This window comes from Gordonia sp. LUNF6, from assembly GCF_047041125.1.
In the GTDB taxonomy this organism is placed as follows: Bacteria; Actinomycetota; Actinomycetes; order Mycobacteriales; family Mycobacteriaceae; genus Gordonia; species Gordonia sihwensis.
The window spans coordinates 1,884,075-1,903,723 of record NZ_CP178181.1; the positions used below are offsets into that span (position 1 = coordinate 1,884,075).

A 19,649-nucleotide genomic window follows, 5' to 3' on the forward strand; every position below is an offset into this window, starting at 1 on the left:
ACCCCCGTCCCGGACGGGGGTTCCGTCGTCGAACATCGCGGCTGTGCGGGGTCTGCGGGTTTCGCGGATGGCGCGGAGCCTCGGGGCCGTTCAGTAGCGGCCGATCTCCTCGCGGAAAGCGGCGATCGCGGGCCAGGTCTCCTGTTCGGCGATGGCCCCGGTCAGCAGTCCGAGGTGGCTGGTCTCGACGGTGTGGAACTCGGCGTGGACGGAGTCGGTGAACAGGCTCAGTCCGTGCTCGGCCGCCGCGTGGCTGACGATCGCGTCACGGTGCGAGCCGGCCATGAAGACCGGCGCCGTGATGGACGTGAGATCGACGGTGACCGATCCGAAGTGCAGTTCGCCGCGTGCGATCTCATCGCGCAGGATGAGATTCACCAGCATCTGCTCGCTGACCTTTCCCGGGTAGCCGGGCAGCGAGTTCTGGAAGCGGTCGATCACCTGCATGCGGACCAGCGCGTCGGTGTCTCGGAGGTTCGCCAGGATGTACTGAGGCTTGCGCAGTTCGCGATCCCACGAGCTCGCTCGGTAGGCGAGTTGTACGGCGATCGACGGGATGCCGCCCAGCGCGCGGAGCAGATAGGTGACCGGCTTGCCCTGCGTGGGTCCGAGCAACCTCCGGAGCAGGGGATAGGGCTCGATCTTCTGGTAGTTGAGCGGTGTGCCGACGGTGATGACCGACCGGATCGGCAGGTCGCGCTGTGCGGCCGCGGTCATAAGCGACAGGGTGCCGCCGAGGCTCCAGCCCATGAGGTCGACCGCGTCCGGCCCGGCCCGGAAATCGTCGATCACCTCGCCGATCGCGCGGGGGATGAAGGTGCCGAAGTAGTCCTCGAAACCGAGCCGGCGGTCGGCGTAGCCCACGTCGCCGAAGTCGATGACGTACGGAACGGTACCGGTGCCGAGCAGGAACTCGACCACCGAGTTGCCCGGCTGGGCGCCGGGTGCCAGGTCGTAGCAATGGGCGGGCACCGCCAGCGGCGGGACCAGCAGCACCGGGACCTGCCCGGACTCCCGCGCCGCCCGGAGCCGGTCGGCGGAACCGTAGCGGACGAGCCTCGCGTGCGGGCGCTCCGAGAGCACCACCGACTCGCTGGCGCTGGACGGGGCGAGGTCGTCGGTCAGGACACGAGCAAGGGTTCGAAGGTCACTGAGCATGGAGGGCACGGTACCTTGTGCCGCATCCGCCGTCGCACGCCGTGTTGTTCCCGGACGATCGATGTGGTTCCGAGGTGATCGGCGCTCTCCTGCGACACCGAGTGCGGGCGCGCCCGGTGCGCTTCACCGGAAACGGCGGCGGAGCGGGTACCGTTTGTGCTGGTCCGATTGCATGGGACTCCGATTGCATGGGACAAGGCGTCGAGCGTTAGGCTGGATCCGATTCGCTCGTAGGGGCCGCACGGCCCCGAAGCGGAAAAACACGAGATGTTCGTATAGCGTCGCGTGGACAAACCGAACTGTAGACACGAAAGACGGAGGAACCGTGGCTCTTCCCCAGTTGACCGATGAGCAGCGCGCTGCAGCGCTCGAGAAGGCGGCTGCCGCTCGCCGGGTGCGCGCGGAGCTCAAGAACCGCCTGAAGAGCGGCGGCACCAACCTGCAGCAGGTGCTGGCCGACGCAGAGAACGACGAGATCCTCGGCAAGATGAAGGTCTCGGCCCTTCTCGAGGCCCTGCCGAAGGTGGGCAAGGTGAAGGCGCAGGAGATCATGACCGAGCTGGAGATCGCTCCGACTCGCCGTGTCCGCGGTCTCGGTGACCGCCAGCGCAAGGCGCTTCTCGAGAAGTTCAGCTCCTGAGCGTGACCCGGGAGCACACCCGACGGAGGGGCCGACTGGTTGTACTGGTCGGCCCCTCGGCTGTCGGAAAGTCGACCGTCGTCGCACGGCTGCGCGAGCTCGTTCCCGATCTGTGGTTCAGCGTGTCGGCGACGACCCGCGATCCGCGGCCGGGTGAGGTGGACGGTCACGACTACCACTTCGTGAGCCGAGAGAAGTTCGACTCGATGATCGAGAACGGCGAACTCCTCGAATGGGCCGACATCCACGGAGGACTGCAACGTTCGGGAACACCCGCGGCTCCGGTGCGCGAGGCCCTCGAATCCGGCTCGCCCGTGCTGCTGGAGGTCGACCTGGTGGGATGCCGCAACGTGGTGACGGCGATGCCGGAGGCGACGACGGTGTTCCTGGCGCCGCCGAGCTGGGAGACTCTGGTGGAGCGGCTGACCGGCCGCGGCACTGAATCCCAGGAGGTGATCGACCGTCGACTGGATACGGCGCGGTCGGAGATGGCCGCCCGCGAGGAGTTCCAACACGTCGTGGTGAACGACGATGTCGACGCGGCCGCCGAACAATTGGTAAACTTGCTGGTTGGGCCGCCGTTAGAGGAGCAGGCCCAAGCAGAGACTTCGCAGGAGAATTGAGTGAGCACTCAGACCGAGACCGAATCAACCGTGGTTGTGGACGAGCCCGTCTACGACGCCCCGCTGGGTATCACCAATCCGCCGATCGACGAACTGCTCGAGCGCACCTCGTCGAAGTACGCCCTGGTGATCTACGCGGCCAAGCGCGCCCGGCAGATCAACGACTACTACAACCAGCTCGCCGAGGGCATCCTCGAGTACGTCGGCCCCCTCGTGGAGCCGGGCGTCCAGGAGAAGCCGCTCTCGATCGCGATGCGTGAGATCCACTCGGACCTGCTCGAGCACACCGAGGGCGAGTAGGCCCCACAGGTGTCCAAAGCGCACATCCTGATCGGTGTGGGCGGCGGTATCGCCGCATACAAGGTGTGTTCGGTCATCCGGCACTACACCGAGGCGGGGCACGACGTCCGAGTGATGCCGACCAGGGCCGCCCTCAACTTCGTCGGGGCCGCCACCTTCGAGGCGCTGTCGGGCAACCCGGTCAGCACCGAGGTCTTCGACGACGTCGACGAGGTGGCGCATGTGGCGCTGGGACGCCGCGCCGACCTGGTGATCGTCGCGCCGGCGACGGCGGACCTGATGGCCCGCGCGGTCGCGGGTCGCGCCGACGACCTGCTGACCGCATCGCTGCTCACGGTGAGCTGTCCGGTGCTGTTCGTTCCGGCGATGCACACCGAGATGTGGGAGCATCCGGCTACCGTCGCCAATGTCGCGACCCTCCGGAGTCGCGGCGTGACGGTCATGACTCCGGCCGTGGGGCGTCTCACCGGCACCGACAGCGGTGCCGGGCGCATGCCCGAGCCCGCCGAGATCGCGGCGCTGGGGGATCTCCTGCTGACCCGCGCCGACGCTCTGCCCTACGACCTGTCGGGTGTGCGCATGGTGATCAGCGCCGGCGGCACCCGCGAGGCTCTCGACCCGGTGCGATACCTGGGCAACCACAGTTCCGGCAAACAGGGGTACGCCCTGGCCCGGGCGGCCTCGCAGCGCGGAGCCCGGGTGACGCTGGTCTCCGGCGCCACCTCGGATCCGGGTGAGCCGGCATCGGTCGAGATCGTTCACGTGGACTCCGCACGCGAGATGCAGTCGGAGATGACCACGCGGGCCGCGGATGCCGACGTGGTGATCATGGCGGCCGCCGTCGCCGACTTCCGGCCCACGGCGGTGGCCGGCGCCAAGATCAAGAAGGGCGACGACGGACCCTCTCCCATCCACTTGGACACCAACCCCGATATTCTCGCCGGCCTGGTCGCCGACCGTGCGCAGGGCCGGATTCCCCGGAGTACCGTGATCGTCGGATTCGCCGCAGAGACCGGTGACGCCGACGGCGGAGTCCTCGACCACGGCCGCGCCAAGCTCCGCAGAAAGGGCTGCGACCTGCTGGTCGTCAACGCCGTCGGCGGCGGCAAGGCGTTCGGCACCGAGGACAACACCGGCTGGCTGCTGACCGCGGACGGCCGCGAGACCGGACTGCCATTCGGCTCAAAAACTTTGATGGCGAGCAGAATCCTTGACGAAGTGGCCGCTCTCGTGCCAGATGGACAGGTGCCCTCGCGCGCCGGCACCGGCGAACGAGACGGCAACGAACTGACACACAACCCCGAGAGGAACCGATGAGCGCCTCAGCGTCCCGTCTATTCACGAGCGAATCCGTCACCGAGGGTCATCCGGACAAGATCTGTGACGCGATCAGCGACTCGATCCTGGACGCGATGCTCGCGAAGGATCCGAAGGCCAAGGTGGCCGTGGAGACCCTGGTCACCACCGGTCAGGTGCATGTCGCGGGCGAGGTCAGCACCACCGCCTACGTCGACATCCCGACCATCGTGCGCGAGAAGATCCTCGAGATCGGCTACGACTCGTCCACCAAGGGCTTCGACGGCACGTCGTGCGGCGTCAACATCGCGATCGGCGCGCAGTCGCCGGAGATCGCCCAGGGCCTGACCCACTCGCACGAGAAGCGCACCGGCACCCACGACGACGACATCGACCAGCAGGGTGCAGGCGACCAGGGCCTGATGTTCGGTTACGCCACCGACGAGACGCCCGAGCTGATGCCGCTGCCGATCGCGCTGGCCCACCGGCTCTCGCGCCGGCTGACCCAGGTCCGCAAGGACGGCGTCCTGCCGTACCTGCGTCCCGACGGCAAGACTCAGGTCACCATCGAGTACGCGGGCGACACCCCGGTCCGTCTCGACACCGTGGTGGTCTCCACGCAGCACGCCGCCGACATCGACATCGAGGGCATGCTCGCCCCCGACATCCGCAAGCACGTCCTCGAGCCGGTCTTCGCCGAACGCGACCTCCCGGTGAAGCTCGACACCTCCGACCCGCGTCTGCTGGTGAACCCCACCGGCAGCTTCGTGCTCGGCGGACCGATGGGCGACGCCGGTCTCACCGGCCGCAAGATCATCGTCGACACCTACGGCGGCATGGCGCGTCACGGCGGCGGTGCGTTCTCGGGCAAGGACCCGTCGAAGGTCGACCGCAGCGCCGCCTACGCGATGCGCTGGGTGGCGAAGAACGCCGTTGCGGCGGGCCTGGCCAGCCGCATCGAGGTCCAGGTGGCCTACGCCATCGGCAAGGCCGCGCCCGTCGGTCTGTTCGTCGAGACCTTCGACACCGAGAAGGTGGACCCCGGCACCATTCAGAAGGCGATCTCGCAGGTCTTCGACCTTCGTCCCGGGGCCATCATCCGCGATCTGGACCTGCTGCGGCCGATCTACGCACCGACCGCCGCGTACGGACACTTCGGCCGGACCGATGTGGATCTGCCGTGGGAGCGCACCGACCGCGTCGCCGCACTCCGCGAGGCCGCAGGCCTGTAAGAGTGCGCGAGGCTGCAGGTCGGGGAGCGGTCCGCCGCGGCGCGGTCTCAGGCGATCGCTAATCTCGACGTGTGACAGCCGAGACCGAGCGCGTGGCCGCGAAGCCTCCGCGCAATCAGCGGGTCGCCGCACCGCAGCGACCGGTGGCCCGTGTGCTGCCGATGCTCGGGCTGGCTCACCTGGACCGGCCCTTCGATTACCTCGTGGACGCCAAGACGGACGCGGACGCCCAGCCGGGCGTCCGCGTCCGTGTGCGTTTCGCCGGCCGGTTGGTGGACGGCTACCTCTTGGAACGGCTCGACCGCAGCGAACACGAGGGCGCGCTGTCGTGGCTCGATCGCGTCGTCTCGCCCGAACCCGTCCTCACCCCCGAACTGGCCGCGCTGTGCCGTGCGGTCGCCGACCGGTACGCGGGCACGATGGCCGACGTCCTGCGGCTGGCGATCCCGCCGCGGCACGCACGGGTGGAGAAGGAGGCGGCCAGTCACGACGTGGCGCGGCCGATCGCCGAGCCGGCCGCAGCCGGCTGGGACGTCTACGACTCGGGGCGGTCGTTCATCGAACAGGCGGTCGCCGGAGGGCATCCGCACGCCTGCTGGCAGGCGCTGCCCGGCGAGGACGTGGCCGCCCGGCTGGCCGAACTCGCGGCGTCGGTCGCGGCATCCGGGCGCGGGGTGGTGATCGTGGTGCCCGACCAGCGGGATCTCGATCGTCTCGAAGCGGCGTGCGAACCGCTGCTCGGCGACGCCTGCGTGACTCTCGCCGCGGGCCTCGGTCCCACCGCGAGGTACCGGCGCTGGCTGTCGGCGCTGCGCGGACGGGCACGGGTGGTGATCGGCACGCGCAGCGCCGTCTTCGCACCCGTCGTCGATCTCGGCCTGGTGGTGGTCTTCGACGACGGGGACGACAGTCTCGACGAGCCGCGGTCGCCCTATCCGCACCCGCGCGAGGTGGCCGTTCTCCGCGCCCACGGCAGCGGGGCGGCGCTGCTGATCGGCGGACACTCCCGCACCACCGACGCGCAGGCATTGGTGGAGTCGGGCTGGGCGTTCGACGTCGTCGCCCCGCGGGCCGCGGTCCGGGAGGCGATGCCGCGCGTCGACGGACTCTCCGACGAGGATCGCCGCGTGGCGGGCGATCCGATGGCGCGGACCGCGCGGATACCGGCGATCGCCTTCGACGCGGCCCGGCGAGCCCTCGCCGCCGACCAGGCGGTGCTGTTCAGCGTGCCTCGGCGCGGTTACCTGCCGTCGGTGGCGTGCGCCCGGTGCCGCGCGCACGCCCGGTGCCGAGCCTGCAACGGTCCGCTGCAGATGAGCGAACGCGGCGACCTCGCCTGCCGGTGGTGCGGACGACCGGAGAACCGCTTCGTCTGTCCGGTGTGCGCGGGCACCGCGGTGCGCGCGTTGATGATCGGGGATCGGCGCACCGCCGAAGAACTCGGACGCGCCTTCCGCGGCGTCCCGATCGTCACCTCCTCCGGCGACAAGATCGTCGACGAGGTGCCGGCCGGGCCGCGGGTGGTGATCGCCACGCCGGGCGCGGCGCCGCGCGCGCCGGGCGGCTACGGGGCCGCGGTGCTGCTCGACACCTGGGCGCAGCTGGCCCGGGAGGATCTGCGTGCCGCCGAGGAGGCGGTCCGCGCCTGGATGGCGGTGGCGACGCTGGTGCGGCCCCGTGCCGAGGGCGGCCGCGTGGTGGTGGTTGCCGACGCGGCCGCGTCGCCGGTACAGGCGCTCATCCGGTGGGATCCGGTGGGATTCGCCACCGCCGAGCTGCGGCAACGGCTGGAGTTGAAGTTCCCGCCCGCGGTGACGATGGCGTCGGTGGACGGACCGCCCGCGGCCGTGTCGGCGTTCCTCGACCTGCTCACCATGCCGCCGGAGGCCGAGACGCTGGGGCCGGTGCCGCTGCCCGCGGGGGTGCGCCGTCCCGCCGGCCTGGACGAGTCGGGGCCGGTGGATCGCATGCTGTTGCGCACACCGCGCAGCGCCGGGCGGTCACTGGCCGAGGCACTGCGTAACGCCCAGGCGCTCCGGAACGCCCGGCACGACGACACCGCGGGCATCAGGGTCCAAGTCGATCCCCCTACGATTGGTTGACATGAGGCTGGTGTTCGCCGGCACGCCCGAGGTGGCGGTGCCGACCCTGCAGGAACTGCTCGATTCGCCCGACCACGAGGTGGTCGGCGTCATCACCAGACCGGACACCACGGCCGGCCGCGGACGCCGGATGATCCGGTCGGAGGTCGGGACGCTCGCCGACAGCTACGGGATCGAGGTCCTGACGCCCCGCCGGATGTCCGATCCGGAGGTGTCCCAGGCGCTGGTCCGGTGGAACGCCGACCTCGGGGTCGTCGTCGCATACGGCGGACTGATCCCGCAGAGCGTCCTGGACATGCTGCCTCGCGGCTGGGTGAACCTGCACTTCTCGGTACTGCCCGCGTGGCGGGGAGCCGCTCCGGTGCAGGCGGCCATCGCCGCGGGCGACGAGTTCACCGGGGCGAGCGTCTTCGCTCTCGAAGCCGGACTCGACACCGGACCCGTCTACGGCACGCTCACCGAGCGGATCCGCGACACCGACACCGCGGGCGATCTCCTCGAGCGGCTCTCGGTGTCGGGCTCGGGCCTGCTCCGCGCCGTCGTGGACGGGATCGCGGCGGGCGAACTGGCTCCGGTGCCCCAGGACGCCGAAGGCGTCTCGCACGCCGGGAAGATCACGACCGACGATGCGCGCGTGCGCTGGGACCTGCCGTCGCACATCATCGGGCGCACGGTGCGCGCCCACACCCCGGCACCGGGCGCGTGGACGATGCTCGGCGACGCACGTATCAAACTCGGCCCGGTGATCCCGGTCGACGGCGACGCCGATGTCCCGGGAGCTCTGGAGTGCGGAGCGCTCGCGGTCACCAAGAAGGCGGTCTTCGTCGGCACGGCGTCCGGTGCGGTGCGGCTGACGACGGTGCAGGCGCCGGGAAAGAAATCGATGAACGCCGCCGACTGGGCACGTGGCAGCCGGCTCGACGGAACGGAGCACTTCGGATGAGCCCTGCGGAGCATCGGAGCGGCGATCGGCGCCCGGAGCGCAAGTATCGCGAGAAGGATCTCGACCCGGCACGCATCGTGGCGCGCGATGTGCTGCGGGCGGTGCGCGAACGCGACGCGTACGCGAATCTACTGCTGCCCAGACTGCTTCGCGAGCGGAGGATCACCGGCCGGGACGCCGCGCTGGCCACGGAGCTGACCTATGGTTCGGCTCGGTCTCTCGGCCTGCTCGACGCCGTGATCGCCGCCGCGGCGGGCCGCCCCGTCGACGAGATCGACGGAAGCCTGCTCGACGTACTGCGGCTGGGGACCTATCAGCTGTTGCGTACGCGGATCGGGTCGCACGCGGCGGTGTCGACCTCCGTCGACATCGCGCGCAGCGAGAACGGGATGGGACCGTCCGGATTCGTCAACGCGGTCCTGCGCAAGGTGAGTCAGCGCGACGAGCAGCTCTGGATCGACGAACTCGCGCCGTCGATGATGGACGATCGCATCGGCAACCTGTCGTTCACGTATGCGCATCCGCGGTGGATCGGCGAGATATTCCACCGGGCGCTCGGCGGGTCGACGGGTGAGCTGCAGGCGGCGCTCGCCGCCGACGACGAGCGGCCGATCGTGCATCTCGTCGCACGGCCGGGACAGATCACCGCCGAGGAACTCGCGTTGATCAGCGGCGGCGACGAGGGACGCTATTCGCCGTACTGCGTGTACCTGCCCGAGGGCGGAGATCCGGGCGAGCTCGACGCGGTGCGGGAGGGCTTCGCCGGAGTCCAGGACGAGGGGAGCCAACTGGTCGCGGTCGCGCTGGCACGTGCCGACGTCGGCGACGACGGCGGCCGGTGGCTCGACCTCTGCGCCGGTCCGGGCGGCAAGGCCGCGCTGCTGGGGTCGCTCGCCGAGGTGTCGGGCGCTCATCTGGACGCCGTCGAGATCTCCGCGCATCGTGCCGAGCTGATCGAGAAGGTGGTCGACTCGCTGCCGGTGACCGTGCACGTCGCCGACGGCCGGTCATCAGGACTGGAGCCGGGCTTCGACCGGATTCTGGTGGACGCTCCCTGTTCGGGACTGGGGTCGCTGCGACGGCGCCCGGAGGCCCGCTGGCGTCGGAGGCCCGAAGACCTCCCGGAGCTGGTGACCCTGCAGAGGGAGTTGCTCGCCGAAGCCCTGCATCTGGTGAAGCCGGGCGGTGTGGTCGTGTACTCGACGTGCTCGCCGCATCCGGCCGAGACCGTCGAGGTGGTCGACACGGTGCTCACGGAGGTGGCCGGGGTGAGCCGCCTCGACGCTCGCCCGCTGGTCGCGGGCGATGTCTTCGATCCGGAGTCGCTGGGAGACGGGCCGTACGTTCAGCTCTGGCCGCACCGCCACGACACCGACGCCATGTTCCTGGCCGCACTGCGGAAGGACTGACGCGCTGCCGCGAGAGCGCCGGCCGCGTTCTCGTAGAATCAGCGCCATGTGCAACCCCGGCCGCCCGGCACCGATGATCGCCCCGTCCATCCTGTCCGCCGACTTCGCCAATCTCGCCGCGGAGATCGCGGCGGTCGGCCCGTCCGACGTCGATCCCGGCGTCGACTGGGTTCACGTCGACGTGATGGACAACCATTTCGTGCCGAATCTGACGCTCGGCCTGCCGGTGGTCGAGAGCCTGCTCAAGGCCACCGACATTCCGCTCGACTGCCACCTGATGATCGAGGACCCGGGCCGCTGGGCGCCGCCGTACGCGGAGGCCGGCGCCTACAACGTGACCTTCCACGCCGAGGCCGCCGACGATCCGTCGGCCGTGGCCCGCGACATCCGCGCGGCCGGAGGCAAGGCCGGCCTGGCCATCAAGCCCGGCACGCCGCTGGAGCCGTACCTGGAGATCCTGCGGGACTTCGACACGCTGTTGGTGATGAGCGTGGAGCCGGGCTTCGGTGGGCAGAAGTTCATGCCCGAGGTGCTCGACAAAGTCCGCACCATCCGGAGCCGGGTCGACAGCGGCGACCTGCGCCTGCTGATCGAGATCGACGGCGGGATCAGCGATTCCACCATCGAGCAGGCCGCCGAGGCCGGGGTGGACTGCTTCGTCGCGGGGTCGGCCGTGTACGGCGGCGACGATCCCGCCGCCCGCGTGGCGCAGTTGCGCCGCAAAGCCACCCTCGTCCGCGACGGCCGGTAGCGCGGTGGTCGGTGCGGCCACCGTCGCCGCCGCGATGCGGCGTGCGATCGCCGAGTCCGCGGACTCGCAGGGACTCAGCTCACCGAATCCGCCCGTCGGCGCGGTGATCCTCGACGAGCTCGGCGAGGTGGTGGGAGTGGGCCGGACCCAGCCGCCGGGCGGGCCGCACGCCGAAGTGATGGCCCTGCGCGAGGCGGGGGACCGGGCGCGGGGCGGCACGGCCGTCGTGACCCTCGAACCCTGCGATCACACCGGTCGCACCGGCCCGTGCTCGCAGGCGCTGCTCGCCGCCGGCGTCTCGGCGGTGCACTTCGCCGTAGGCGATCCCAATCCGGCGGCGGCCGGCGGCGCCGCCACGCTACGGGCCGCGGGCGTCGACGTCCATGAGTCGGTGCTCGAGCACGAGGCTCGCCGAGGTCCGCTGCGGCAGTGGCTCTTCCAGCGTGAGCGGGGGCGTCCGTTCGTCACGGCGAAGATCGCGGCGACTCTCGACGGCCGCGTCGCGGCACCCGACGGCACCAGCCAGTGGATCACCGGCGCCGCCGCACGCGAGCATGCGCATGCGCAGCGCGCGCGGATCGACGCCATCGTGGTCGGGACCGGAACGGTGATCGCCGACGATCCGGCGCTCACCGCCCGGCGGCCGGACGGGACGCTGTACAGCCACCAGCCCACCCGCGTCGTCCTCGGGCTGCGCGACGTGCCCCCGACGGCACGGGTGCGCAGTGGACCGTCCCCGCTGCTGCACGTCGCGAGCCGTGACCCGCGCGAGGTGGTGGCCGCGCTGCCGGACGCACTGCACGTCCTGGTGGAGGGGGGCCCGGCGATCATCGGAGCGTTCCTCGCAGCAGGTCTCGTCGACGAACTGCACTGCTACCTGGCACCCACTGTGCTGGGAGCGGGCCGCGCAGCGGTGGACGACGGCACGGTCGGAACACTCGCGGATGCGCACCGCTTCATCCGGACCGGCACGCGTGGACTCGGCGACGACCTGCTGGTCACCCTCGAGCGCCGCGACTGAGCACAGGCCGGCGTTTCGCGCACTGCGCGCTTAACGGTGCGAGGCCCTCTGACGTGCCCGGACCCGGTGTACGGGAGAGCGGGTACGCGGCTGGGCCCGGCTGCGTGCTAATTTCAATATTGAGTTCTCGGGGCGGGGTGAAATTCCCCACCGGCGGTGATGCCCTCCAAGGGATGAGCCCGCGAGCGCCCTCGCGACAGCGAGGGGACGAGCAGACTCCGGTGCGATTCCGGGGCCGACGGTCAGAGTCCGGATACGAGAGAATGGCAGTGCGGCGCCGTGCCGCGATCTGTCTCTCCCGAGCACACCTGGCAAAGGAGAGACGGTGTTCACGGGAATCGTGGAGGAACGCGGCGAAATCACCGCTCGCGACGACCTCACTGAGGCCGCGCGTTTTCGTATTCGTGGGCCGCTGGTCACCAGCGATGCCTCATTCGGAGATTCGATCGCCGTCAACGGCGTCTGTCTCACAGTCACCGAGCTGACCGACGACGAGTTCACCGTCGACGTGATGGCCGAGACGCTGCGGCGCAGTTCACTCGACCGCCTGGGTCCGGGCGCGAGCGTCAACCTCGAACGCGCGATGGCCGCGGGCGGCCGTTTCGGCGGGCACATCGTTCAGGGACACGTCGACGGGGTCGGCGTCATCGTCTCGGTGTCGCCGAGCGAGAACTGGACCGTGGTACGGATCGGCATTCCCGAGCAGCTCGCACGCTACATCGTCGAGAAGGGGTCGATCACCGTCGACGGCATCTCGTTGACGGTCTCGTCCGTCGGTGTCGACCGGGAATACGGGGACTGGTTCGAGGTGTCGTTGATTCCGACGACTCTGAGTGAGACGAACCTCTCCGGCGCCCGAGCCGGGGTGCGCGTGAACTTGGAAGTCGATGTCATCGCGAAGTACGTCGAGCGTCTCACCGGCGCCGGCCGGCTCGCGACCAGTGGTGTGGAAGGCAGTGAGCCGAATGAGTGAGATCGGGACCGGCGGGGTGCGCGAGAGCGCCGAGGGCAGCGGGTCGACAGTCGGCGGTGAGACGGGACGCGTGGTCCTCGACAGCGTGGAGCGCGCCATCGCCGACATCGCCGCGGGCAAGGCCGTCGTGGTCGTGGACGACGAGGACCGCGAGAACGAGGGCGACCTCATCTTCGCCGCCGAGAAGGCGACTCCGGAGCTGGTGGCGTTCATGGTGCGTTATACGTCGGGCTACCTGTGCGTGCCCCTCGCGGGCGACGACTGCGACCGGCTCGGGCTGCCGCCGATGTACTCGGTGAACCAGGACAAGCACGGCACCGCGTACACCGTCACCGTCGACGCCCGCGAAGGCATCGGGACCGGCATCAGCGCGGCCGACCGGGCGACCACCATGCGCAAGCTGGCCGACCCGACGTCGGACGCCCACGACTTCACCCGTCCCGGGCACGTGGTGCCGTTGCGCGCCAAAGAGGGCGGCGTGCTCCGCCGCCCGGGCCACACCGAGGCGGCCGTCGATCTGGCCACCGCCGCGGGTCTGGCGCCCGCGGGCGTGATCTGCGAGATCGTCAGCCAGAAGGATCCGGGACACATGGCCCGCACCGACGAGCTCCGGGTCTTCGCCGATGAGCACGAACTGGCCCTGATCTCGATCGCCGACCTGATCTCGTGGCGCAGGCATCACGAGAAGCACGTCGAGAAGGTCGCCGACGCGCGCATTCCCACCGAGTACGGGACCTTCCGCGCCGTCGGGTACCAGAGCCCCTACGACGACGCCGAGCACATCGCGCTGGTGATGGGCGACATCGCCGAGAACGGCGAGGACGTCCTGGTGCGCGTGCACTCCGAGTGCCTCACCGGCGACGTCTTCGGCTCACTGCGGTGCGACTGCGGGCCGCAGCTGCAGGCGGCCATGGAGATGGTGGGCCGCGAGGGCCGCGGCGTGGTGCTGTACATGCGCGGGCACGAGGGCCGCGGCATCGGTCTGATGCACAAGCTGCAGGCGTACCAGCTGCAGGACAGCGGTGCCGACACCGTCGATGCGAATCTGGAACTCGGTCTGCCCGCCGACGCCCGCGACTACGGTCTCGGCGCGCAGATTCTGGTAGACCTGGGCGTGCGATCGATGCGCCTGCTGACCAACAACCCGGCCAAGCGCGTCGGCCTCGACGGGTACGGGCTGGAGATCGTGGACCGCGTGCCGATGCCGGTGCGCGCGAACGCCGAGAACCTGCGCTACCTGCGTACCAAGCGCGACCGCATGGGCCATGTGCTCGACGGTCTGGACGACATCCTGCCCGAGGCGGCAGAGGGAACTGGAGAAGGTGCATGAGCGGCGTCGGTGAACCCACCCTCGATCTCGCGGACGCGAGCGGACTGAAGGTCGCGATCGTCGCCTCGCAGTGGCATGAGACGATCTGCACCGCGCTGCTGGAAGGCGCACTGCGCGCCGCGGCGGCCAACGGCGTCACCGAGCCGACGGTGGTGCAGGTCGCCGGTGCCATCGAGCTGCCGGTGATCGTTCAGGCGCTCGCGCGCACCCACGACGCGGTCGTCGCGCTCGGCGTCGTCATCAAGGGCGAGACCCCGCACTTCGAGTACGTCTGCGACGCGGTCACCGCGGGCCTCACGCGTGTCTCGCTCGACGAGTCGACACCGGTGGGCAACGGTGTCCTGACCACTTTGAACGAGGCGCAGGCCCTCAATCGCGCGGGCCTGCCGGATTCGGCCGAGGACAAGGGCGCGCAGGCGATGACCGCGGCCCTGGCCTCCGCGCTCATCCTCCGGGGACTGGAATGACCGACGCCGCGACCGACGACACGTGGGAGTACGTCTACCGGCCGCGGTGGATGCGGATCGCCGCGTGGGTGGCGGTCGCGGTGGTGATGATCATCCACCTGACCTTCGGGCTGCTCCTGGACATCTCATACACGGGCGTCAACGTCGGATGGTCGGACAAGGTGGCGTTGATCGGCGTCGGCGTCGTGATCAGCGGCGCGATCCTCTTCCTGACCCGCGCGCGACTGCGGCTCGGGCCCGAGGGCGTCGGAGTTCTCAACCTCGTCTCCGAGCGGGTATTCCCGTGGGATCAGGTGCTCGGCCTGGAGTACCCGGAGAAGGGGTTCTGTGCGCGGTTGCTGTTCCCCGGCGACGAGCACATCCCGGTGATGGCCGTGCAGGCGCGCGACGGCGACCTCGCGGTGGACGCGATGGAGCGCTATCGCGAGTTCCAGACTCGATACGGGGTGGCACAGAACGCCGAGTGAGCCGGAAGCCGGAGCGCGCGGCCGTCCGACATCGTCGTCGCCTCATGCGGCGACCGCGATCTGCGCGGGCAGACCGATCTCGGCGGCTCGCGCCCGTATCGATTCCACGACCGTGTCCGGCGTGGTCCGGGACACCGTGAGATAGACCGCCGCCGCGGGTTCGGGCCGCTGCGAGGTGGCCCGGCAGTGCACGGGGGAGGTGCCGGCCGGCAGCAGTGCGAGCAGGTCCCGGTACCGCCCGAGATCGGCCGGCGTGTCTCCGGCGTCCCACTGCAACACGCAGTCCGAACCGGTCACCGAGAGTTCGCGAATGCCCCCGGAATCGTCGGCGATGAACCGGTCGAGGCTCTCCGCCAGCGGGTACGCGTCCCGCGACGACTCGGCGGCGATCGCCGTGCGCCAGGCGCGCACCGCAGTGACCCCGGGGTTCGACGCGGTGAACTGCCGGGTCCGCCGGACCCAGTCCAGATACCTCGCCGGATCGCCGAGGCGCGGGTTGTCGGAACCGGGTACCAGGTAGATCTCGGCCGCGACGGGTCCGCCGGAGGAGTCGCGTGCCGAGAACTCGACGCGGATGCGGTGCTCGTCGATGACGGCGCCGCCGCGGTGGGCGGCGAGCTCACGCGCCGCGCGCGCGACGTCCTCGTCCGGCAGTCCGGCGCGCAGTGAGACGACGGTGTCCACCGAACCGCGGCTCAGGACCGCATTGTTGGGGTGCACGCGAAACGAGGTCACGTCGGACCGGCCGCGCAGATAGGCGGTGTAGTCCTCGGCGAAGGAGTCGGCGGAGTCGGTGGCGCAGGCCCCGAGAGCCACCGCGCTCATCAGCGCGCCGGCGAGCGCGAACGCCGCCGGCCGCCGGTGTCTGCGGTGCCGACCGGTCATGCGACAAGGCTAGGCGCGGCGGGCGTCTCGCCGCAGCGGTACCACCGCGCGGTGTCGTGACCGCGTCCGGGCCGAACCCGTGTCACCGGCGGCGACTAACCTGGGGGCGTGGCTGATCCATCGACTTACCGACCGGCGCCGGGCACCATCCCGACCGATCCCGGCGTCTACAAGTTCCGCGATCAGCACGGCCGGGTCATCTATGTCGGCAAGGCCAAGAATCTGCGGCAACGGCTCACGTCGTACTTCGCCGACATCACCGGCCTGCATCCGCGCACCCGGCAGATGGTCACCACCGCCGCCTCAGTGGAGTGGACCGTCGTCACCACCGAGGTGGAGGCGCTGCAGCTCGAATACAACTGGATCAAGGAGTTCGACCCGCGGTTCAACGTCCGCTACCGCGACGACAAGAGCTACCCGATGCTCGCGGTCACCCTCAACGAGGAGTATCCGCGCGTCTTCGTCTACCGCGGGGCGCGCCGGCCCGGCGTCCGGTACTTCGGCCCGTACTCGCACGCCTGGGCCATTCGCGAGACGGTCGATCTGCTGACCCGCGTCTTCGGCGTCCGGACGTGCTCCAAAGGAGTATTCCGCCGCAGCGAGCAGATGGGTCGGCCGTGCCTGCTCGGCTACATCGACAAGTGCTCGGCACCCTGCGTCGGCCGTGTGTCGGCCGCCGAGCACCGGGAGATCGTCGAGGACTTCTGCGACTTCCTCGGCGGGCGCACGGACAGTCTGATCCGAAACCTCGAACGCGAGATGAACAGCGCGGCGGAGGAACTCGACTTCGAGCGGGCGGCCCGGCTGCGCGACGACGTCTCCGCGCTGCGGCGCGCGATGGAGAAGCAGGCCGTGGTGCTGGGGTCGGGGACAGATGCCGACGTGATCGCTCTGGTCGGCGACGAACTCGAGTCGTCCGTGCAGGTCTTCCACGTCCGGGACGGACGGGTGCGCGGTCAGCGCGGATGGGTGGTCGAGGTCCAGGAGAACGCCTCGCTCGCCGATCAGGTCGGCACCTTCCTGACCCAGTTCTACGGCGCCGAGACGGACATGAGTTCGGGCATCCCGCGCGAGGTGCTGGTTCCCGCACTGCCCGACGACGCCGCGGATGTCGAGAAGTGGCTCGCCGAGCGACGCGGGGCGCACGTGAGTCTGCGCGTTCCGCAGCGCGGCGACAAGCGCACGCTGATGACGACGGTGGAACGCAACGCCACCGAGGCCCTCGCGCGGCACAAGCTGCAGCGTGCGGGGGATCTGACCACTCGGTCGGCGGCGCTGACCGAGCTGCAGGAGGCACTGGGGCTCGACACGGCGCCGCTGCGGATCGAGTGCATCGACATCTCGCACGTCCAGGGCACGGACGTCGTGGCCTCGCTCGTCGTCTTCGAGGACGGTCTGGCACGGAAGTCGGACTACCGGCATTACTCGATCAAGGAGGCGGCCGGCGACGGGCGCTCCGACGACGTCGCGTCGATCGCCGAGGTCACCCGGCGCCGCTTCGCCCGACACCGCGACGGGGCCATCACCCCGCCGCCGGAAGAGTCCGCCTCGGATCAGGCGGGCGCATCGGGGCAGACGGCGGCCGACGACGAGGCCACTTCGCGCCGACCGAGGAAATTCGCATATCCGCCGAATCTGTTCGTCGTCGACGGCGGCGCGCCCCAGGCGCACGCCGCCGCCTCGGTCCTCGACGAGCTCGGCGTCACCGACGTGGCCGTCGTGGGTCTGGCCAAACGACTGGAAGAGGTGTGGATTCCGGGTGATGATGAGCCGGTGATCCTGCCCCGCAACAGCGAAGCCCTGTTCCTGTTGCAGCGCGTGCGCGACGAGGCGCACCGGTTCGCCATCACCTTCCACCGCAGCAAGCGCAGCAAACGGATGACCGCCTCGGCGCTCGACGGGATCGCCGGCCTGGGTGCGGGGCGGCGGACGGCGCTGGTGACTCATTTCGGTTCCGTGGCCAATCTGAAGAAGGCGACCGTGGCGGAGATCGGCGAAGTGAAGGGCATCGGCCCGGCCACCGCGCAGGCCGTCCACGACGCGCTCCACGACTCCGACCGCGAAAGCCCCGAGACGACCGTCCCCGACATGGAGGAATCGCAGAGTTGACTGAAACGGATAGCCGTACGACGGTGCTGTTCGTCACCGGCATGTCCGGTGCCGGCCGCACGTCGGTGGCCAACGTCCTCGAGGACGACGGCTGGTATGTCAGCGACAACGTGCCGATCTCGTTGATCTCGCAGCTCGTGCAGATGGTGCGGAGCAGCGAGGTGGGTGCGCAGCGGATCGCGATGGTGGTCCGGGGCGGCGATCCCTCCTTCGCGGCCGAGATGGCGGCGCTGCGCCGCGATCTGGAGGACGGCGGCGCCACCACGTCGATGATCTTCGTCGACGCCTCCGACGAGGTGCTGGTCCGCCGGTTCGAGCAGGTCCGCAGGCGGCACCCGTTGCAGGGCAACGGCACTCTGGGAGAGGGGATCGCCGCCGAACGTGCGGTCATGGCACCGCTCGCGGCCGGAGCCGACACCGTGATCGACACCTCCAACCTGAGTTCCACCCGACTGCGGTCGATCGTGGAGAACGTCTTCCCCAACGTCGCGGGCCGCCGGCTCGCCATCGCGGTGCAGTCGTTCGGGTTCAAGTACGGACTGCCGATCGACTGCGATCTCGTCGCTGACGTGCGGTTCCTGCCGAACCCGTTCTGGATCCCGGAACTGCGCGAGCACAACGGCCGCGAACCGCAGGTCCGCGACTATGTGCTGGGACAGGAGGACGCCGCGGAGTTCCTCGACCGGTACGTCGACATCGTGGGCATCGTCGGCCGCGGCTACCTGCGCGAGGGCAAGGGATACATGACCCTCGGCATCGGCTGCACGGGCGGGAAGCACCGCAGCGTCGCGATGTCCGAGGATCTGGCGCGACGACTGTCGGAGGTGGTCGACGCCGACGGCCACCGGCTCTACGACGTCGAAGTGACCCACCGAGACCTGGGCAACGAATGAGCGCCGGCGAAGGCGCACCCGAGATCGCCGTACCCGACCTGATCGAGGGGCTCAAGGTGGTGGCGCTCGGCGGCGGCCACGGTCTGTTCAACACGCTCACCGCGCTGCGCTACCTCACCGCCGACGTCACGGCCGTCGTGACGGTCGCCGACGACGGAGGATCGTCGGGCCGCCTGCGCGCCGAACTCGGCCTGATTCCGCCGGGCGATCTGCGCATGGCGCTGGCGGCGCTGATGGCGGCCCCGGCCGCGCTCGAGGCGCGACGGCGCGTGGACCCGGCCTCCGCGGACCGGCACCAGCGCTGGGCGCGCGTGCTGCAGCACCGCTTCGGCGGCTACGGCGCGCTCGCCGGCCACCCGATCGGCAACCTGCTCCTCAGCGGGCTCAACGAGGTGACCGGCGACGTGGTGAAAGCGTTGGACGACCTCACCGACCTCTTCGACGTCGACGGCCGGGTGCTGCCGATGGCCGACGTCCCCCTGGTGATCGAGGCCGACGTGTCCGGACTGGAGAAGGACCCCCGGGTGAGTCGCGTGATCCGCGGCCAGGTGGCGGTCGCGACCACACCGGGAAAGCCGCGGCGGGTGCGGCTGATCCCCGACGCTCCGGCCGGTTGTGCGCAGGCCGCGGCGGCGATCCGGGAGGCGGACGTGGTGACCCTCGGTCCGGGATCGTGGTTCTCCAGCGTGATTCCGCATGTGCTGGTGCCCGATCAGCTCGATGCGCTGAGCGAGACGTCGGCGCGCAAGATCCTGTTCGTCAATCTCGCAGCCGAGGCGGGGGAGACCACCGGATACTCGGTGGAGCGGCACCTGCATGTGCTGCACGCGCACGCTCCCACCCTTCGGGTGGACGACGTCGTCGTCGATTCCGCGTCGGTGCCGGAGGGCGCCGAACGCGAGTATCTCGAACGCGCGGCGGGCCGGTTCGGGGCCCGTCTGCGGGTGGCGGATCTCGCGGTTCCGGGAACCGCGGTGCACGATCCGGCGAAAACCGCCGCGACGGTGGTCGGGCTGATCGACTGAAATGATCGCCGGTAAGGTTGGACCA

19 protein-coding genes and 1 riboswitch are annotated in these 19,649 nt (G+C 70.2%); of the genes, 17 read left to right on the forward strand and 2 right to left on the reverse strand.

All coding sequences use genetic code 11. The features are described 5' to 3' along the window. Positions 1–90 precede the first annotated feature (90 nt). Complete coding sequence (locus ACK8HH_RS08810; protein WP_278127277.1) at positions 91–1,158, reverse strand: alpha/beta hydrolase; 1,068 nt, start codon at positions 1,156–1,158, stop codon at positions 91–93. A gap of 325 nt (positions 1,159–1,483) precedes the next feature. On the opposite strand from ACK8HH_RS08810, the gene mihF reads away from it, so the two are divergent. From mihF to ACK8HH_RS08880, 14 genes are all read left to right on the forward strand, one after another. After that, on the forward strand, positions 1,484–1,798 hold the full coding sequence (gene mihF / locus ACK8HH_RS08815; RefSeq protein WP_006894812.1) for an integration host factor, actinobacterial type: 315 nt from the start codon (positions 1,484–1,486) through the stop codon (positions 1,796–1,798). 2 nt (positions 1,799–1,800) lie between these two features. Then, positions 1,801–2,421, forward strand: coding sequence for a guanylate kinase (gene gmk, locus ACK8HH_RS08820; RefSeq protein WP_278127278.1), 621 nt, complete (start codon positions 1,801–1,803; stop codon positions 2,419–2,421). Continuing rightward, on the forward strand, positions 2,422–2,721 hold the full coding sequence (rpoZ, locus tag ACK8HH_RS08825; RefSeq protein WP_006894814.1) for a DNA-directed RNA polymerase subunit omega: 300 nt from the start codon (positions 2,422–2,424) through the stop codon (positions 2,719–2,721). Positions 2,722–2,730: 9 nt separating this feature from the next. Beyond that, positions 2,731–4,038 (forward strand): bifunctional phosphopantothenoylcysteine decarboxylase/phosphopantothenate--cysteine ligase CoaBC, encoded by a 1,308-nt coding sequence (gene coaBC / locus ACK8HH_RS08830; RefSeq protein WP_006894815.1) that lies wholly within the window; start codon positions 2,731–2,733, stop codon positions 4,036–4,038. After that, positions 4,035–5,249: a methionine adenosyltransferase gene (metK, locus tag ACK8HH_RS08835; RefSeq protein WP_278127279.1), complete on the forward strand. Its 1,215-nt coding sequence runs from the start codon at positions 4,035–4,037 to the stop codon at positions 5,247–5,249. Before coaBC ends, metK begins: the two co-directional genes overlap by 4 nt. Before the next feature lie 71 nt (positions 5,250–5,320). Beyond that, the gene (locus ACK8HH_RS08840; protein WP_411815861.1) at positions 5,321–7,351 is read left to right on the forward strand and encodes a primosomal protein N'; all 2,031 of its coding nucleotides are present in this window, start codon (positions 5,321–5,323) and stop codon (positions 7,349–7,351) included. Position 7,352: 1 nt separating this feature from the next. After that, positions 7,353–8,294 carry a methionyl-tRNA formyltransferase gene (gene fmt / locus ACK8HH_RS08845; RefSeq protein ID WP_278127280.1) on the forward strand — a complete coding sequence of 314 codons (942 nt, stop codon included), beginning with the start codon at positions 7,353–7,355 and terminating at the stop codon, positions 8,292–8,294. Then, positions 8,291–9,703 carry an RsmB/NOP family class I SAM-dependent RNA methyltransferase gene (locus ACK8HH_RS08850; RefSeq protein ID WP_278127281.1) on the forward strand — a complete coding sequence of 471 codons (1,413 nt, stop codon included), beginning with the start codon at positions 8,291–8,293 and terminating at the stop codon, positions 9,701–9,703. Before fmt ends, ACK8HH_RS08850 begins: the two co-directional genes overlap by 4 nt. Before the next feature lie 46 nt (positions 9,704–9,749). After that, entirely contained in the window at positions 9,750–10,454 is a 705-nt protein-coding gene (gene rpe / locus ACK8HH_RS08855; RefSeq protein WP_006894820.1) for a ribulose-phosphate 3-epimerase, read from the forward strand. A 34-nt stretch (positions 10,455–10,488) separates the two neighbouring features. Then, positions 10,489–11,475, forward strand: a complete 987-nt coding sequence (gene ribD / locus ACK8HH_RS08860) for a bifunctional diaminohydroxyphosphoribosylaminopyrimidine deaminase/5-amino-6-(5-phosphoribosylamino)uracil reductase RibD (RefSeq protein ID WP_412475729.1) — start codon at positions 10,489–10,491, stop codon at positions 11,473–11,475. 119 nt (positions 11,476–11,594) lie between these two features. Then, positions 11,595–11,744: riboswitch (FMN riboswitch) on the forward strand. 56 nt (positions 11,745–11,800) lie between these two features. Continuing rightward, complete coding sequence (locus tag ACK8HH_RS08865; RefSeq protein WP_006894822.1) at positions 11,801–12,448, forward strand: riboflavin synthase; 648 nt, start codon at positions 11,801–11,803, stop codon at positions 12,446–12,448. Beyond that, positions 12,441–13,778 (forward strand): bifunctional 3,4-dihydroxy-2-butanone-4-phosphate synthase/GTP cyclohydrolase II, encoded by a 1,338-nt coding sequence (locus ACK8HH_RS08870; RefSeq protein WP_006894823.1) that lies wholly within the window; start codon positions 12,441–12,443, stop codon positions 13,776–13,778. The genes ACK8HH_RS08865 and ACK8HH_RS08870 overlap by 8 nt, the downstream gene beginning before the upstream one ends. Then, positions 13,775–14,245 (forward strand): 6,7-dimethyl-8-ribityllumazine synthase, encoded by a 471-nt coding sequence (gene ribH, locus ACK8HH_RS08875; protein ID WP_006894824.1) that lies wholly within the window; start codon positions 13,775–13,777, stop codon positions 14,243–14,245. Before ACK8HH_RS08870 ends, ribH begins: the two co-directional genes overlap by 4 nt. Then, positions 14,242–14,712, forward strand: coding sequence for a PH domain-containing protein (locus tag ACK8HH_RS08880; RefSeq protein ID WP_006894825.1), 471 nt, complete (start codon positions 14,242–14,244; stop codon positions 14,710–14,712). The genes ribH and ACK8HH_RS08880 overlap by 4 nt, the downstream gene beginning before the upstream one ends. 42 nt (positions 14,713–14,754) lie before the next feature. Here the strand turns inward: ACK8HH_RS08880 and ACK8HH_RS08885 are convergent, their stop codons facing one another. Continuing rightward, the gene (locus ACK8HH_RS08885; RefSeq protein ID WP_062367508.1) at positions 14,755–15,597 is read right to left on the reverse strand and encodes a hypothetical protein; all 843 of its coding nucleotides are present in this window, start codon (positions 15,595–15,597) and stop codon (positions 14,755–14,757) included. A 108-nt stretch (positions 15,598–15,705) separates the two neighbouring features. Here ACK8HH_RS08885 and uvrC point away from each other — a divergent pair, with 108 nt between their 5' ends. From uvrC to ACK8HH_RS08900, 3 genes are read left to right on the forward strand one after another with little or no spacing between them, the layout of a single operon-like run. Continuing rightward, positions 15,706–17,706, forward strand: a complete 2,001-nt coding sequence (uvrC, locus tag ACK8HH_RS08890; protein WP_045540110.1) for an excinuclease ABC subunit UvrC — start codon at positions 15,706–15,708, stop codon at positions 17,704–17,706. Beyond that, entirely contained in the window at positions 17,703–18,599 is an 897-nt protein-coding gene (rapZ, locus tag ACK8HH_RS08895; protein ID WP_045540113.1) for an RNase adapter RapZ, read from the forward strand. The genes uvrC and rapZ overlap by 4 nt, the downstream gene beginning before the upstream one ends. Further along, positions 18,596–19,624, forward strand: a complete 1,029-nt coding sequence (locus tag ACK8HH_RS08900) for a gluconeogenesis factor YvcK family protein (RefSeq protein ID WP_006894834.1) — start codon at positions 18,596–18,598, stop codon at positions 19,622–19,624. Before rapZ ends, ACK8HH_RS08900 begins: the two co-directional genes overlap by 4 nt. Positions 19,625–19,649: the final 25 nt, after the last annotated feature.